Below are 15,896 nucleotides of genomic sequence, written 5' to 3' on the forward strand. Positions count from 1 at the left end.
CAGTGATCCCCTATGTGCTCAACATACGTCGCCAAAATTGCGACAAGCTGACTTCTGCACAAAGCATGCCAAAACATGCGCAGCGCCACAGCAAGCCACGAGTGCTGCTTTTGCAGCAAAATGCCACCGGAATCAGCCTGCAATCTGTAGGTAATCCAGCAGAAAAACCGTTTTTACCCCGTAAGCCCATTAGTGGCTCAGGTTGAAAACGCAACAAAGTGCGCAATAGACGCCTACTTTTAGAACAGTTGCGCTGCTGGTACGCCCTTTGCTTGAACGATGGGCGCATTTGCGCGCCAAACACGCCAACAGGAATCAACGATGACAACACCGCTCGAGCAAATTGCACTGCAGACGATTACCGCCCAAACCACCACGCTGGCGAGCTTTCCAGCCAAGGCCAAACTGATTGTGAATGTGGCTTCGCGCTGCGGGCTGACACCGCAATATACCGGGCTGGAAGCGCTTTACCGGCAGCACCAGGCGGCTGGTTTGCTGGTGCTGGGCTTTCCGGCCAATAACTTCAAACAACAGGAGCCAGGAACAGATGAGGAAATCGCTGCGTTTTGCAGCAGCGAATACGGCGTGAGCTTTCCTTTGTTTAGCAAAATATCGGTCACCGGTGCCGATATTCACCCCCTCTATCAAACACTGACCCGCGCACATCCTGAGCGCATCGGTGGCGAAAGCTTCCGCAGCCGTCTGGCCGAACGCGGCATCACACCTGAACACCTGACTGACATTCTGTGGAATTTTGAGAAATTCCTGCTTGATGAACACAACCAGATCGTAGCCCGCTTTGCGCCCAATATCGCCGCCGATGATCCGGCATTACTGGACGAGCTGGCCAAATTGCTGAGTTAAATACACTACAGGGTATAAGGCTGAGCGCATTGTTTAGCCTTACTTTTAGGAACATACCCCAATCATTGCAACTGTGGCAGCGACAGACTCTGTGTAGGACTTACCCAACTTTGCCTTTGGCCTAGGTGGAATCTCCTGCTAGAACTGGGCGCTGTAGTCGTAGCTAGCAACAGTACTGATGATGATTAACTCGCTGCGTTGGCTAGCACGCCATTTTCACTTCTAAAAATATTCCAAAATATTATTTTGTAGATATTTGATATTCCAATAGAGTCTAAACTTCATTTCCAGGAGTTGACCATGTTACTAAACCGACTATTTCGCCAGCTGCAACTGGCCAGCGCCGTCCTGATCATCTCACTGCCTGCCATGGCCAGTGATTTTCTGGTCAATACCGACTGGCTTGAAAAAAATCTGAACAATCCGAAAGTTCGCCTGATTGAGGTCAGCGTCAATCCCGGCCTGTTTGAGCGTGGCCATATCCCGGGCGCGGTGAATTTACCTTGGCACACCGAGCTGGTGGATACCGTCAAACGGGACATGGTGTCGCGTGAGCGCTTTGAGCAAACGCTGCGCAAAGCGGGGGTCAACAATGACAGCACCATCGTGCTGTATGGCGACACCAATAACTGGTTTGCCGCCTGGGGCGCATGGATTTTTGATGTTTACAACGTCAAAAACGTCAAGCTGCTCGATGGTGGCCGCAAAAAATGGGAAGCCGAAAACCGCCCATTGACCCCACTGGCCAGCAGCCCTGCGCTGGGCAATATCAAGCTGGCGAAAGCCAACACCGCGCTGCGGGCACGACTACCTGATGTACTGGCAGTGGCCGAAAAGCGCAGCAATGGCGTGCTGGTGGATATTCGCTCACCGGATGAATACAGCGGGAAAATCTTTGCACCCGCCGGCGTGGATGAATTATCCGTACGGGCTGGTCATGTCCCCGGCGCGGTGAATGTACCATGGAGTAAAGCAGTCGCCGCAGATGGCACCTTCAAGCCGGTGGAAGAGCTGCGCAAGCTGTACGCCGAAGCGGGTGTTGACGGCAAAAAACCGGTGATCACCTATTGCCGGATTGGCGAGCGCTCTAGTCACACCTGGTTTGCGCTGAAAAAACTACTGGGCTATGACGTGCGTAACTACGATGGCTCATGGACCGAATACGGCAACAGCGTGGGCGTACCCATCACCAACCTGGCCGGCACCGTCTGGGGCGGCAAGTAATTCCGAGTCACCAAGGCCCAATACCTCAAAGCTTTACAGGGGTATTGGGCTACACATCAAACATCGCATATCTCTTCGGGCTATACCATGCCAAGTCCCCTCCCCCCATCCATCGCGCCCCTGTGGCAAGCCAAACCCTGGCAATACCTACTCTCAGCCCCTAGCCCTGCTGGGAGCCTTGTTCAGTGCATGGTATATAAGCCAACAGCCCGAGCTCGATCCGGGCTTATCGCTATCGCTGCTATTTGGTCTGATTTTTGGCGCAATTTTGCAGCGTAGCCGCTTTTGCTTTTACTGCGTCAGCCGCGATTTTCTGAGTGAGCGCAAGGTGGATGGTCTGCTTGGCATTTTGCTGGCGCTGGCGGTGGGCACGCTGGGCTATCACGCCATTTTCGGCGCTTTTTTACCCGAAGCCACACCGGGACGATTGCCACCTGGCGCCCATATTGGCCCTGTCAGCTGGGTATTGCTGGCTGGCGCGCTGATGTTTGGCTTTGGCATGGCACTGGCCAAATCTTGCGTCAGCGCCGTACTCTATCGCTTGGGTGAAGGCCACTTCGCGGGGCTTGTCGTGCTCGCCGGCGTTGTACCCGGTTTTGTGCTTGGCTTTCTAAGTTGGAATCCGCTTTATCTGTGGCAGATTCAATCCGCGCCGGTCGTTTGGCTACCCGCGCATTTCGGCTACGGCGGATCATTACTCATCCAGCTACTGGCGCTGGCAGTGCTGGCGGCGGTATTACTGCACTTTGGCCGACGCGACGAACAGAGCGCCGCAGCCAGCAGCAATTTGCCCAGCCTGCTCTTCGCCCGGCGCTGGCCGACCTATATCGGCGGGATTTTGATCGCCATGCTGGGTACGATCTCCTTTCTGCGGCTCAGCCCCTTGGGCGTCACCGCAGAAATCGGCAGCGTGGCCCGCACATTGGGCAGCCAATTATCATGGTTTCCAGAGCGACTGGAGGGGCTGGATAGTTTTCGCGGCTGCGCCACCGTCATTAAAGAGACGCTGCTATCACGCAATGGGGTATTTATCGCAGCCCTGATCGTTGGCGCATGGGCCGCCGCACTGCCTGCAGGCCAATTCAAACCAGCCCTACCCGCCTGGCGCGAGCTACCCCGATTATTTGTCGGTGGGGTGCTCATGGGCTGGGGAGGCATGCTGGCGCTCGGCTGCACGGTAGGCACCCTGCTGTCGGGCATCATGGCTGCAGCCTTATCGGGCTGGGTATTCCTGCTGTTTGCCGGGCTTGGATTGTGGCTGGGGTGGCGTAGCTGGCGCTAGATGCTCGCCAAGGCAGCAAGTTGCTGGCTGCACTGCTGATTTATCGACACTCGTACCCGAATAAACCAATTTTGATGCCCCTGATCGCCATTTCTGGCTGGCATGTAATTTGCTCAATGCTCATGGCTAATTGCCATGGAGGCCACAGGATATGGGTGCAGCATTGCCAAAATTACACAAGCTCGTTGTGGGCCAGCATCTGAATGATGCTGCGATTGAGTCAATCCAGCGCCACGCGCCGCAGCTTTCGATCCATCGCTTAAGCCAACACTGGGATGATCTGGCCGATGCCGATGCATTCTGGCCGGGGCTGGAGTCGCCCGATGGTGACACGCTGCTGGCGGTGGCACCCAAATTGAAATGGCTGCAGTCGTTTGGCGCGGGGGTTGATCGCTGGCTGAGCCCTTCGCTGATTAAGAGCAATTTAATCGTGACCAATGCCAGTGGTATTCACGGTACGCAAATTGCTGAGCACGCGCTGGGCTTAATCCTGAGTTTCGCCCGTGGCTTTGGCACGCTGCTGCGCGGCCAGCAGCAAGCACTGCATCATCCAACGCTTAATCAATTCGAGCTATCGGGGCAGACGCTACTGATTATTGGTTTCGGGCGGATTGCCCGCGATATTGCGCCGCGCGCGGCAGCATTCGGGCTCAAGGTGATCGGCGTCAAGCAATCCGAACCCGATCCTGCTGCCCCACTACCCGCTAGCGTGGATGAAATTGTCGGCGTTGATCAGCTCGCTGCCGCGCTAAGCCGGGCCGATCATGTTATTTCACTGCTGCCACTCACCGCTGCCACGCAGGGCTTTTTTGATGCCCAGCGCTTTGCGCAATTCAAACCGGGTGCTTATTTCTACAACCTGGGGCGCGGCGCTTCGGTTGATCATCTGGCACTGTATACCGCTTTGCAAGGCGGCCATCTGGCCGGTGCCGGGCTCGATGTGACCGAGCCAGAACCATTGCCACTGGAGCATCCTTTGCGCCAGCTCAGCAATGTTCTGCTCACCGCGCATACTGCCGGCGCTAGCCCGCATTATCAGCAACGCGCACTCGCCGTGGCGCTCGATAATCTGCAACGCTTTCAAAGCGGCTTGCCACTGATCAATCTGGTTAATAAACACGCAGGCTACTGATTCACTACCGCAAGGACATTGTATGGCTTACTTGGTATTTTCTGGCTCAACACGACGCAATTCATATCATACCCACCTGGCGCATGCGGCTGTAGATCAGCTTGATCAAAGCGGGCAGGCATATACCCTACTTGATCTGGCTGATTATCCGCTGCCTATTTACGATGGTGATATTGAGGCGGCGGGCCTGCCGGAAAACGCCCGCACGCTGCGCCAGATCTTCGCCCGCCATCACGGCTTGGTGATTGCCAACCCGGAATACAATGGCTCGATCACGCCGCTGCTGAAAAATGTGCTCGACTGGGTTTCGCGCAAAGACGACAGCGTTAAAGACATCGAGCCGTATGCGGGCAAAACCGCGCTCTTACTCGCTACTTCGCCCGGCAGCCTGGCGGGCCAGCGCGCCATTCGCCACACCCGGGAAATATTAACTTCGCTTAATGCCATTGTGCTGCCTCAGCATGTGGCGGTGCCCACCGCATCACAGGCTTTTGCGCCAAATGGCGAATTAATCGACGAGAAACAGAAAGCGGCACTGAAAACACAGCTCAATGCCTTGATTCAACTGACCGAAAAGCTGGCTGACTAACACACCGCCGACCAAGAACCAATGATGAGCACAGCCTTCACCCCAGCAGTAGCTACCGTTGAAAGCACCCGCATCCACACTGATGAGCAGGGCCTAGTCACACGCGACATCCGTTTTTTGAGGGATGACACGCACATTACCGCCTATGTCGCACAACCGGAAGGCACCGGGCCATTTCCGGTGGTTTTGCTGGTGCACGAGATTTTTGGCGTGCATGAGCATATTCGCGATGTGGCGCGCCGCCTGGCCAAGCTGGGCTATCTGAGCATTGCGCCTGAATTATTTTCGCGCCAAGGTGATGTGAGCCAGCTACACAGCATTGATGAAATCCGCCCGATTGTGGCCCAAGTACCGGACACTCAGGTATTGGCCGATCTGGATGCCGCGCTGGACTGGGTGGTGCAGCATGGCGGCGATCCTGAGCGGGTGGCGATCACCGGGTTTTGCTGGGGTGGCCGGATTACCTGGCTGTACGCCGCGCACCAAAGCAAGATCAAGGCGGCTGTGGCATGGTATGGCCGCCTGCAAGGCGAGCGCAATCATCTACAGCCTAGCCATCCTATTGATGCGAGTGCTCAGCTGCAGGCACCTGTGCTGGGCTTATACGCCAGCGACGATAGCGGCATTCCACTGGATGATGTCACCCGTTTTCAAGCCGCGCTTGCGGCAGTGGAATCTCCATCACGGGTAATTGTTTACCCCGGCGCACCGCACGCTTTTTATGCTGATTATCGCCCAAGCTATCGCACCAGTGCAGCGAGAGATGGCTGGCAGAAGCTGCAAAACTGGCTACGCCAGCACGGGGTATAAAGCCATTCGCTGCGGTTTTATACCCACACATTTTATATTCAATTAAGAACTATCATTAATACTTAATAGTATTTAATGAAATATAAAGCTCGCCGTATAGTGGTGCTCGAAACACAAGGCTAAACGACCTTGTGAGAACAACACCACATATGGAGAGCATCATGCTAAAGAAGATTTTTAAATCAACGCTCGTCGCAGGCCTGACCATTGGTTTACTGGGTACAGCGCAAGCTGAAGAATTGCGGATCGGTTTCCAGAAATACGGCACGCTCACCGTACTGAAAGCCCGCGAAACACTGGAAGCGCGCTTAAAACCGCTGGGCTGGAATGTACGCTGGATCGAATTTCCAGCAGGCCCCCAACTGCTGGAAGGCCTGAATGTCGGCTCGATCGACTTTGGCACCACCGGTGAAGCCCCACCGATTTTTGCCCAGGCAGCAGGCGCCAATCTGGTTTACGTCGGCAATGAGCCACCCGCCCCGAGCGCCGAAGCGATTGTGGTGCCTAAAGGCTCAGCGATCAAAACGGTTGCTGATTTGAGAGGCAAAAAAATCGCGCTCAATAAAGGCTCGAATGTGCATTACCTGCTGGTAAAAGCACTGGAAAACGCAGGTCTGAAATACAGCGATGTGCAAACCGTATTCCTGCCGCCCGCCGATGCCCGCGCCGCGTTTGAGCGTGGCTCAGTCGATGCCTGGGTGATTTGGGACCCATTCCTTGCCGCAGCGGAGAAACAGATCGGCGCCAAAATTCTGCGCGATGGCAAAGGTCTGGTGGCTAACCATCAATTTTTCCTCGCCACCCGCAGCTTTGCCGAGAAAAACCCGAAAGTACTCGCACAGCTTTTGGATGAATTGGATAAAACCGATGACTGGGCCAGCAAAAATCAGGCTGAAACCGTGAAAGAAATTGCGCCTTTGCTTGGCTTAAGCCCGGAAATTGTGCAGCTGGCCGTAGCCCGTTACAGCTACGGGGTAAAACCGGTCGATGCCAAAGTGGCCGCAGCCCAACAGCAGATTGCCGACGCTTTCCACGAGCTGAAGCTGATTCCCAAGCCCATCAAGATCAAAGATGCCTTGCTGAAATAAGGCAGGTTCAAACGCCAGCAGTGCCCCGTTCCCCAGAGGCATAGGTATCTACACAACTCCGCTGCTGGCTTAAAAACGCAGCAAGTCGAGCTGCCACAGTAGTTTCCCCCTTTGTAAAAGGGGACTAAGGGGATTTGGCACTATTTCAGCAGTTAAAATCACTCAAATAGTGCAGAAATCCCCCCTAACCCCCTTCGACGAAGGGGGGAACAAATGCGGAAAACTTGTGTAAATGCGTATGTCCCAGAGGGACAGGGTGCTGCGCTCAGCAAACACACTACGCAAACCACTGATTAATAGGTATACGCCCACAGGCCAATAAATACATTGCCTTCAGCATTATACCCATCAAGGATATGAGATGAATATTTTCTGGTTTTTGCCCACCCACGGCGATGGGCGTTATCTTGGCACTCAACACGGCGCTCGTGCCGTCAGCCATGGCTATTTGAAACAAATTGCCCAAGCGGCAGATCAGCTGGGCTTTGAAGGCGTGCTGATTCCCACTGGGCGTTCATGCGAAGACTCATGGGTGATTGCGTCATCGCTTGCGCCACTTACTGAGCGCCTCAAATTCCTGGTCGCCATTCGCCCCGGCATTATTTCGCCGACCGTTTCGGCCCGCATGGCCGCCACGCTCGATCGCATCTCCAACGGACGTCTGCTGATTAATGTGGTGACTGGCGGCGACCCAGATGAGCAACACGGCGATGGCATTTATTTGAACCACGCCGAACGCTATGAAGTAAGCGACGAATTCTTGCGCATCTGGCGTGCCGTCTTGCAAGGCGAAGCGGTCACTTTTGAAGGCAAACACCTTAAAGTTGAAAACGCCAAGGCGCTGTACCCACCCGTGCAAAAGCCCTATCCACCGCTGTGGTTTGGTGGCTCGTCCGAAGCCGCGCACGACTTGGCGAGCAGAGCAAGTGGATACTTACCTCACGTGGGGCGAGCCCCCTGCGGCGGTTGCCGAGAAAATCGCCGATGTGCGAGCCCGCGCCGCCCAACACGGGCGCACAGTCAAATTTGGTATTCGCTTGCATATTATTGTGCGGGAAACCAGCGAGGCCGCCTGGGCTGCCGCCAATGAATTAATCGCCAATGTGTCGGATGAAACCATTGCCGCGGCACAAAAAGCCTTTGCCCGCTTTGATTCGGTCGGGCAACGCCGGATGGCCGAGCTTCACCAAGGCGGACGCGATCAGCTGGAGATTTACCCTAACCTTTGGGCGGGCGTGGGTCTGGTGCGCGGCGGTTCAGGTACAGCGCTGGTCGGTAATCCGCAAGAAATTGCTGCCCTGATGCAGCAATACGCCGACCTAGGCATCGAGACCTTTATCCTGTCGGGCTACCCGCATCTGGAAGAGGCTTATCGCGTTGCTGAATTGCTCTTCCCGGTGCTGCCGATTGAGCAGAAAAACGCCCCCGCGGCACAAAATCTGACCGGCCCATTTGGCGAAGTGATTGCCAATGACATTGTGCCGCCTTCGAAAACCGCGACACCGCAGGAGGCATGATGAGCCAGCACACGCATGCCTGGGCGCGTGCGGCAGCAAATCGATTGCTGCCGTGGCTGGCGCCCATCACCCTGATTGTCGTCTGGCAATGGGCTGCCGTGGCAGGTCTGATCGGCAGCCGGATTTTGCCGCCACCGCTCGAGGTACTCAAAGCGGGATGGGTCTTGCTGCAATCGGGCGACTTGTGGACGCATCTGAAAATCAGCTTCTGGCGCGCCAGCGTGGGCTTTGCCATCGGCGGCGGCTTGGGGCTGTTATTGGGGCTGATCACTGGTTTATCCCGTCGTGGCGAGCTGCTACTCGACACCAGCGTGCAGATGATCCGCAATATCCCGCCGCTGGCACTGATCCCATTGGTGATTCTGTGGTTTGGCATTGATGAAGCCGCCAAGCTGTTTCTGGTGGCGTTCGGGACGATCTTTCCGGTGTATATCAATACCTACCACGGCATTAAATCGGTAGACCGCGATCTGGTGGAAATGGCCAAAAGCTATGGTCTGAAAGGCTGGTCGCTGTTTCGCGATGTGATCTTGCCCGGCGCCTTACCTAGCATTCTGGTGGGCGTGCGCTTTGCGATTGGTTTTGCGTGGATTTTGCTGATTGTGGCCGAAACCATTTCCGCTAGCTCGGGCATCGGCTATCTGGCGATGAATGCCCGCGAGTTTTTGCAAACCGACATCGTGGTGCTGGCCATCCTGTTGTATGCGCTATTGGGCAAGGCGTCGGACCTGTTTGCCCGCGCGCTGGAGCGCCGCTTTTACGCTGGCACCCCGCTTATCAAGTCAAAGGTGAATGATGACGCAAACCAATCTGGAAGCCACGCAAGGCGTTAGCCTGCAACTGAAAGGCATCGAGCGCCGCTTTGGCGAGCAAACCGTGCTACACGCGCTGGACCTGAATATTGCGCCGGGTGAATTTATTGCGATTGTCGGGCGATCTGGCTGCGGCAAATCGACGCTACTGCGACTCATTGCCCAGCTGGACGAGCCCAGCGGCGGCAAGATTATTGCCAACAACAAGCCGCTGGAGCAATCACAAGTCGAAACCCGACTGATGTTTCAGGAGGCCCGCCTGCTGCCATGGAAAACCGTACTTGCGAATGTCGGACTGGGTCTCATTGGCAATTGGGAAGATCAGGCTTTGGCCGCCTTGCAGGAAGTCGGTCTGGCCGAGCACGCACACAAATGGCCTAGCCAGCTCTCGGGTGGGCAGAAGCAACGTGTTGCATTAGCACGTGCGCTGATCCACCAGCCCGAGTTATTGCTGCTGGATGAGCCGCTGGGCGCACTCGATGCGCTAACCCGCATCGAAATGCAGCAACTGATCGAGCGCCTGTGGCAAACACATGGCTTCACCGTTTTGCTGGTGACGCACGATGTACAGGAAGCCGTGGCACTGGCTGATCGGGTGATATTGCTTGATCAGGGGCAGGTAGGGCTGGATCAAACCATCGCCCTGCCCCCGCCCGCGCAGCCACGGCAATATCCATTTTGCCGCGTTGGAAGAGCTAATCCTGCACCGCGTACTCAAACAGGCCGACGGCCAGCCAGTCCTTGCCAAACCCAGCGAAATCCCGCTCGCCCCCGGCGCACTGCGCTGGGCTTTGTAAGCCACAAGGCCGCAGATGATTGCGGCTTTGTGGTTTGACATAAAGTCATCTGCGTTGCCGGCCAGAAGGGACGGCTCAAACGAATCCAGGTGCGATCTGAAATCATTGAGCGGCAAAACTCTCCTCTGACATCTGACACTACTTACGCATATTTGAACAAATAATCTGCCAGATTAGAACATTCGATCTTGCTGGGTCGATGGTTAGAATGCAAATAGCATGCTGACACCAGCCACAGTACGCAAACGTCCAAAACAAAATGGCACAGAGGATAAGGCCTATATCCGATTACTCCTGATGCCAAGGATTTTGAGTGACTCCCACGCCTTGCTTTATCACACCAGAAGGTGTGTCTGCTCCTGCGATTGTGATACAGGCTGCTGGCAGACCATACCAACAGAATTCTTGATCTTGGCTATCAGCGATTTTCACCGTGGCAACGACGGCCACGGCGGGAAAGATTGGCGATTTCAACATGGCCAATCTTGCAGCAAATCCAGCACCAGAAGGTGCTGGATTCAAATAATAAGCGCCTTGGCGCATTTTGGATGGAGACTATCAATGAAAATCATCGCCCCTTTGTTTGGCGGAATCATGCTGGCAGCGTGTGTCCCGGCTTTTGCGGCATTACCACTGCAGCCGGTATTGAGCCACGATAACTACGCACCGGAATGGAAACCGAATATGGCCTATGTGGCTGGCAATGTCGTGAGCTATCAGGGACAGCAATACCGTACCAAATGGTGGAGTCAGAATACGCCACCTCAGGCAGTAGACTGGAGTTCTTGGCAGCGCTTGGCAGCAGTACCTGACGGGGATTACACCTTGAAGTTGCAATCGGGCCATGCCAGCCGCGTTGACTGGTACGAGAACGATGTATTGATTGCCACCCAAAATCTGACACCCGCGGCAACGCAGACTATCGAGTTGCCAGTACGCGGCCGCAGCAAAGGCAATTATGCCTATAGGGCAGTGTTAAGCAATGCCGAAGGTCAAACCAGCAGCTCGCCACTGCCGGTTAAAGTGCTAGACGAGGAACAATACAAAATCGGGGTGCGCACTTTCAATTTTACCGATACAAACCGGCTTGATCCGCTGGCCGACACGCCACGCCAGCGCGAACTGATGGTCAAAATTTGGTATCCGGCCAGCCTGGGCAGCACACAGCCGGTATTAAACCACTGGTATCACAGCGAAAAAGCCATCACAGGCAATCCCTGGGATGATTGGCTGAAAAATACGCCAAGCCAAAGCCGCCTCAATGCTGATTTGGCCGACAAGGAATCGCCATTTCCTGTCTTGGTATTCTCGCCCGGCTATGGTGCCAACCTTGAATCGAGCCAGTTTTTATATGAAGATCTGGCCAAGAAAGGTTATGCGGTGGTGGTCATTGGCCATACTCACCAGCACTCATTAGTCACCATGGCCAATGGCGAGGAAATCCGCATTGATTGGGACAAACGGGCCCACGATTTCGACGGTGGCATTACGCTTGATGAACTCAATGCCCTGATGGCCAGCTTGAAAGATAAGCCATTGACTGCCGATGTGAAGCAGCAGATTTATGACGCGTTTGCCAAATGCGAAGGCGATCATAAACAGCTGAAAATCTGGCAGGACGACACCCGCCTTGTGCTGGCCGAGCTGGAAAAACTCAATACTAACGCCAATAGCGTATTTGCCAACCGGCTGGATCTATCGCGGATCGGCTTGCTCGGCACATCGTATGGCGGTACCAAATCACTGCAATACCTGAGCGAGATCGACAATCCATCGATTCGTGCTGCAGCCAATATTGATGGGCAGGATTATTATCTGACGGCAACGCATCAGTTCAATAAGCCTATCTTGTTAATGGCCACCGAAAGCTGGGTAACCAAAGATTTCGACCTGATCTACGACACCGCCAGCAGTGACGCGTATTACGTCAAGATCAAAGGCAGCCTGCATGGCGATATTACCGATAGCACCGTGCTATTAAACCACCTCAAACCGAATGTGGATTTTCTGGGGCCGATTGACGGCAACACCATGCGCAGTATCACCAATCAATCAGTGCTGGCTTTCTTTAATCAGTACGTTAAAACCCAACCCCAGCCGCCAAGCCGTAAAAATGTGCTGGAATTTTTGCACGGTTATAGCGAGCCACAGGTGCAATTTAAACTGCAGTGATTATAAGTACGCTCGCTCAACAGCACTCAGGCAACAGAGTCGGCCGTTAGTTAAAAGCTGTACGCAATAATGATCCACCTGCAGTTTGCACCGACAAGGCTGGCGATTTTTAGCCATACCAGCAATTCGTGCAGATACTGCCAAAGCAGCGCCCCTGCCCAGCAAGGGCGCTGCCCGGATTGTAGTTACAGCGCCAGCTTATGCTGGCTCGATGCTTTGCTCATACTGGAAGAAATTATGCGGATCCCATTGCCGCTTGATTTGCTGCAGTTTTGGATAGTTGATGCCAAAGTAGCCGTGTTGCCAGTTTTTATACTCTGAATTGGGATAGTTCTGATAGTAAAACTCAGACCAGAGCGGCTGCATCGCTGGAGATTCGAAATAGTCGTGCAACCAGCTAAATGCAGCAGGCTTTTCTTTCTCTTCCATCCAGAATGAATCAACAAAAATATCGAAGTACGCATTCCGGTGTACAAATGCAGTGGCCTCAGGCCGAACCGCATTGATCGCGCCACCGTAGGGCTCCATCGAAACAATGTTATAAAGATTTGGGCTGGTTTTGAAATAGTCGACGATTTGCTGATATTCCGCCTCGCTCAGCGCCCGTTCAACATAGGCGCAGCGTTTGGTTTCCTTGATGGCATCAGGAATAACGCCTTCTACATTGTCTAGCAAGTGCTCGTTCGCTTGCGCGTATGGCACCTGCTTTTGCCAGAGCGAACCGGTCGGGAAAGATGTCGTCCCAACCGCCAACAGCGGCGCGAGCGCTTTGGCGCCTGCGGCAGCATCTTCACCTGAATAAATACCACGAATGCAGAAATAGGGATCGTTGTAAATTACCTGCTCGCCATCGGGCTGCACCACAGTGCGTTGTTTGGTCGCCAGAAAACCCAATAGCCCAAGCTTGGTGTCCTCCAGAGTTTTAGTCATCTGGTTTTGCCACAAGGTCAGTACTTTCGCTGCATCTTCAATCGGCCAGTTAATTTCGATCGGCCATACCAGAGACAACTCCTCCAGCCGGTATTTAAGCGCAACCACAATCCCGAAATTACCACCCGTGCCGCCCCGATGAGCCCAAAGTAGCTCAGGATGTTGTTCCTCGTTCGCCGTGACAATTTTTCCGTCCGCGGTGACCAACGTAACCTCAATCAGGTGATCGCAGGCAATTCCCCAGCGCATGCTTGTATATCCATACCCGCCGCCCAAGGTGTAACCCGTCACGCCAACCGATGAGCAGCTCCCACCCGGTGTGTGCAAGCCATACGCGTTGAGCACATGATTGAATTCACCCCAGGTCACCCCGGCACCCACAGTCGCAATCTTGTGTTGTGGGTCGACAAACACGCTGTTAATCAGCGAAACATCAATCACAATCCGCCCATTGAGCACCGAATAGCCTGCCGTACTGTGGCCGCCAGCACGCCCGCATACCTGCAAGGATTGCGCTTGTGCGAACTGGATTGAAGCGAGCACGTCGGCAACATTCGTGCAATACACCACAAAAAGCGGGTATTTATCGAATGCATTATCACTTTCCGCCCGGGCTTGCTGATAACGATCTGAAAATGGCGTAACAACCTCGCTGGTTAACGACGCCTGGTAAGCAAGAAAGGCAGCATAATCAACATGATGTTGCTTGAAATACTCCTCCAGCGGAGGCGTGACGGATGGGTTGCGCGTCACCCGGTTCGGATTTCCACTGTTGAGTAATTTGCGCAAGGGGTGAAAGGCAACATGTTTTGGCATAGCTAACTCCTGGAGTATGTATGTAATGACACGAAAGCTCACGATGACACTGCAGCTAGATGCGAGCGCAAAGCATTCTTACACGAAAACCAAGAATATATTTACCGATAACGAAAACAATTTTCATAATCATGAAAAAAACAACATCAAATTTATATCTTTAGATTTGATGCCCTTATAAATAATTTCGAAATATGTAAACAAAAAACAAGCTAGCGATGCTTGATCAAGGCCGAGTTGAACCGCCTAGACCGTCGTCCTGCCCCGCCCTGCCCTCGCAGCCATGGCAATATCCATTTTGCCGCACTGGAAGAGCTGATTTTGCACCGCGTACTCAAGCAGGCCGATGGGCAGTCTGTGCTTGCCAAACCCAGCGAAATCCCGCTCGCCCCCGGCGCGCTGCGCTGGGCTTTGTAAGACACAAGGCCGCAGATGATTGCGGCCTTGTGGTTTAGGAGAGCAGTTTTTACATTTCAATCAAGCCGATGCGATCACTGGCGCGGGTTAATCAATAACCATCGATTTATCGCTTTCGGCATTTTTTGTTAGCATGGGCTTATTTTTCAGTTGGTGAACACCATGAGCGAACAAAAACAACCCAGCCTGTTGATCAACCTGTTGCTGAACATTCTGATCCCAACGCTGATTCTCACCAAATTAAGCACCGAGCAATGGCTGGGGCCGACTTGGGCCGTGGTCGCCGCGCTGGCTTTCCCCTTGGGTTTCGGCCTATTCGATTTAAAACAAAGCGGCAAAGTGAACTTTATCTCGATCTTAGGGGTGGTGAGCGTGCTGCTCACCGGCGGCATTAGCCTGCTGGAGCTTGACCCCAAATACCTGGCGATCAAAGAAGCTACCATCCCCACCCTCATCGGCTTGACCCTGCTGATTAGCCAGTTCACGCCCTACCCGCTGCTACACAAGCTGCTGTATAACGAGCAGATTCTGAACATCCCAGCCATCGAGCAAGCACTCGCCACCCCGCAGCAGCAAGCTAAGCTGGGGCAACGCCTGACCATCACCAGCTATTTTGTAGCCAGCTCCTTCTTTTTATCGGGCATTCTCAATTACCTGCTCGCGCGCTGGATTGTAGTTAGCCCTGCGGGCACCAGCGAATTTGCCGCCGAGCTGGGCAAAATGACGGCACTGAGCTACCCGGTGATCGTGATCCCCAGCATGATCGTACTGATCGCCAGCCTGTGGTACTTGCTACACAGCCTAAAAAAACTCACCGGCCTGGATACCGAGCAGTTACTGGCCAGCAAGGGTTAATCGCCTTGAGTAGCCATCCGTAGCCGTCTGCTGGCTAGCAGCAGGCATCGAGCAATAAAGGGTATATTGCCAGAAAGCAACATCAGATTATGTTTGCCGGCAATACCCGGCCGGGTAATTGCCTGTGCCTGGGGCACTGCGCTGGGCGTTGTAAACAACAAGGCCGCGGGTGAGGATACCCTGATAGCAGTTTTAGTGCTCCGCTTCTAGCATTAAAGACAAGTAGAACCTTTGTCGTTCGCTAAGCATTCAAAATTCATGCGTTTTTATTACGGCACGCTTCAATGAAGAGCTCTCCAAGCTCAGTTAAAATTGTTGTTGTTTCAGTGTCAATTTCAATATCAAAATCTACGGAGGTGTATGTTTCAGGATCACTTGCTGGAATATCAATGCTATGTGTACCTGCGCTTGCAGTATAAATAACTTTAGCCAAGCCCAATCTTATTATATTGGCCATTTCAAATTCTTTAATTGTATTTTCAGTTATTGACTGCGGCGCTGCAATTTTCCTTTTTAGGGTTAATTCTCTGTATTTGAAAGAGTCAAGTTCACGATTAGCTGAACTAATTTCTGATCGCACCTCCATTCTTT

17 protein-coding genes are annotated in these 15,896 nt (G+C 53.7%); 14 read left to right on the top strand and 3 right to left on the bottom strand.

Annotated elements, in window-relative coordinates:
- Positions 1-321: 321 nt before the first annotated feature.
- From ABHF33_RS00920 to ABHF33_RS00965, 11 genes are all read left to right on the top strand, one after another.
- Positions 322-864, top strand: a complete 543-nt coding sequence (locus ABHF33_RS00920) for a glutathione peroxidase (protein ID WP_348945204.1) — start codon at positions 322-324, stop codon at positions 862-864.
- 300 nt (positions 865-1,164) lie between these two features.
- Positions 1,165-2,088, top strand: coding sequence for a sulfurtransferase (locus ABHF33_RS00925; protein WP_348945205.1), 924 nt, complete (start codon positions 1,165-1,167; stop codon positions 2,086-2,088).
- A 178-nt stretch (positions 2,089-2,266) separates the two neighbouring features.
- Positions 2,267-3,370: a YeeE/YedE family protein gene (locus ABHF33_RS00930; protein WP_348945206.1), complete on the top strand. Its 1,104-nt coding sequence runs from the start codon at positions 2,267-2,269 to the stop codon at positions 3,368-3,370.
- 151 nt (positions 3,371-3,521) lie between these two features.
- Positions 3,522-4,502: a D-2-hydroxyacid dehydrogenase gene (locus ABHF33_RS00935; RefSeq protein ID WP_348945207.1), complete on the top strand. Its 981-nt coding sequence runs from the start codon at positions 3,522-3,524 to the stop codon at positions 4,500-4,502.
- A gap of 22 nt (positions 4,503-4,524) precedes the next feature.
- On the top strand, positions 4,525-5,091 hold the full coding sequence (locus ABHF33_RS00940; protein ID WP_348945208.1) for an NADPH-dependent FMN reductase: 567 nt from the start codon (positions 4,525-4,527) through the stop codon (positions 5,089-5,091).
- Positions 5,092-5,115: 24 nt separating this feature from the next.
- The gene (locus tag ABHF33_RS00945; RefSeq protein WP_348945209.1) at positions 5,116-5,901 is read left to right on the top strand and encodes a dienelactone hydrolase family protein; all 786 of its coding nucleotides are present in this window, start codon (positions 5,116-5,118) and stop codon (positions 5,899-5,901) included.
- Between the two features lie 161 nt (positions 5,902-6,062).
- Positions 6,063-6,989, top strand: coding sequence for a sulfonate ABC transporter substrate-binding protein (locus ABHF33_RS00950; protein WP_348945210.1), 927 nt, complete (start codon positions 6,063-6,065; stop codon positions 6,987-6,989).
- 361 nt (positions 6,990-7,350) lie between these two features.
- Positions 7,351-8,079, top strand: coding sequence for an LLM class flavin-dependent oxidoreductase (locus ABHF33_RS16890; RefSeq protein WP_432803949.1), 729 nt, complete (start codon positions 7,351-7,353; stop codon positions 8,077-8,079).
- The gene (locus tag ABHF33_RS16895; RefSeq protein ID WP_432803969.1) at positions 7,967-8,506 is read left to right on the top strand and encodes an LLM class flavin-dependent oxidoreductase; all 540 of its coding nucleotides are present in this window, start codon (positions 7,967-7,969) and stop codon (positions 8,504-8,506) included. Before ABHF33_RS16890 ends, ABHF33_RS16895 begins: the two co-directional genes overlap by 113 nt.
- Positions 8,503-9,339, top strand: coding sequence for an aliphatic sulfonate ABC transporter permease SsuC (gene ssuC / locus ABHF33_RS00960; protein ID WP_348945211.1), 837 nt, complete (start codon positions 8,503-8,505; stop codon positions 9,337-9,339). Before ABHF33_RS16895 ends, ssuC begins: the two co-directional genes overlap by 4 nt.
- A complete protein-coding gene (locus ABHF33_RS00965; RefSeq protein WP_348945212.1) occupies positions 9,299-10,153 on the top strand; it encodes an ATP-binding cassette domain-containing protein in 855 nt (284 codons plus the stop codon). The genes ssuC and ABHF33_RS00965 overlap by 41 nt, the downstream gene beginning before the upstream one ends.
- Positions 10,154-10,403: 250 nt before the next feature.
- Here ABHF33_RS00965 and ABHF33_RS00970 read toward each other — a convergent pair whose 3' ends face one another.
- Positions 10,404-10,658 (bottom strand): hypothetical protein, encoded by a 255-nt coding sequence (locus tag ABHF33_RS00970; protein WP_348945213.1) that lies wholly within the window; start codon positions 10,656-10,658, stop codon positions 10,404-10,406.
- A gap of 18 nt (positions 10,659-10,676) precedes the next feature.
- Between ABHF33_RS00970 and ABHF33_RS00975 the strand changes: the two genes are divergently transcribed.
- The gene (locus ABHF33_RS00975) at positions 10,677-12,287 is read left to right on the top strand and encodes a carbohydrate-binding protein (RefSeq protein ID WP_348945214.1); all 1,611 of its coding nucleotides are present in this window, start codon (positions 10,677-10,679) and stop codon (positions 12,285-12,287) included.
- Positions 12,288-12,485: 198 nt separating this feature from the next.
- Here ABHF33_RS00975 and ABHF33_RS00980 read toward each other — a convergent pair whose 3' ends face one another.
- Complete coding sequence (locus ABHF33_RS00980; protein ID WP_348945215.1) at positions 12,486-14,075, bottom strand: FAD-dependent oxidoreductase; 1,590 nt, start codon at positions 14,073-14,075, stop codon at positions 12,486-12,488.
- 195 nt (positions 14,076-14,270) lie between these two features.
- Here ABHF33_RS00980 and ABHF33_RS00985 point away from each other — a divergent pair, with 195 nt between their 5' ends.
- Both ABHF33_RS00985 and ABHF33_RS00990 read left to right on the top strand, forming a co-directional pair.
- Positions 14,271-14,450: a hypothetical protein gene (locus ABHF33_RS00985; protein WP_348945216.1), complete on the top strand. Its 180-nt coding sequence runs from the start codon at positions 14,271-14,273 to the stop codon at positions 14,448-14,450.
- Positions 14,451-14,612: 162 nt separating this feature from the next.
- Complete coding sequence (locus tag ABHF33_RS00990; protein WP_348945217.1) at positions 14,613-15,305, top strand: VC0807 family protein; 693 nt, start codon at positions 14,613-14,615, stop codon at positions 15,303-15,305.
- 256 nt (positions 15,306-15,561) lie between these two features.
- Here ABHF33_RS00990 and ABHF33_RS00995 read toward each other — a convergent pair whose 3' ends face one another.
- Positions 15,562-15,885, bottom strand: coding sequence for a hypothetical protein (locus ABHF33_RS00995; RefSeq protein ID WP_348945218.1), 324 nt, complete (start codon positions 15,883-15,885; stop codon positions 15,562-15,564).
- Positions 15,886-15,896: the final 11 nt, after the last annotated feature.

It is taken from the genome of Chitinibacter sp. FCG-7 (assembly GCF_040047665.1).
In the GTDB taxonomy this organism is placed as follows: domain Bacteria; phylum Pseudomonadota; class Gammaproteobacteria; order Burkholderiales; family Chitinibacteraceae; genus Chitinibacter; species Chitinibacter mangrovi.